General features: G+C 44.3%; 1 protein-coding gene. It reads right to left on the bottom strand.

What is annotated here, in order from left to right:
- A partial coding sequence (locus K5Q99_RS22040) for a transposase (protein ID WP_505973634.1) occupies positions 1 to 451 on the bottom strand: 451 nt, incomplete at its 3' end.
- Positions 452 to 467: the final 16 nt, after the last annotated feature.

Raw genomic sequence — 467 nt, 5'->3', positions numbered from 1 at the left:
CCTTACGGGCGATAGGTTCATTTAACGCTCGCATAAACCAAGAAATATCACTTAAGCGACTGCGGTATAGAGCGATATGGTGTTTAAGGTTAACCACGTCATGGGCTTCAACAACTTGCCCTTTGACAAACTGTTGTGTTAATTCAGTGCCTTTAAATACCTGATGCCAATGCTCAAGCACTTCCCTATCACTCCATTGATTAGCCTGGTAAATGTCCACGCAGAGTACCAAGTGCAGATGATTGCTCATTACCGCATAAGCAGCGACATCAATAGCAAAAACCTGAGCCAGCTTAAGCAGTTGTTGCTCTACCCACTCACGTCTATGGTCGTAATTTTTACCAGAGAAATGGTCTTCACCACACAAATAGGCACGCCTAACGACTCGACTACAACAGTGATAAAAAGGCGTATCTTCCAAACTGATTTGAGTTCTCCTTGGCTGTGGCATCATCACACTCCTTGTG

Origin of the sequence: Shewanella hafniensis, assembly GCF_019655335.1 — a bacterium.
Taxonomy (GTDB): Bacteria; Pseudomonadota; Gammaproteobacteria; order Enterobacterales; family Shewanellaceae; genus Shewanella; species Shewanella hafniensis.
Note: the sequence above shows the minus strand (reverse complement) of the source record. Positions and strands in the feature narration are given on the sequence as shown.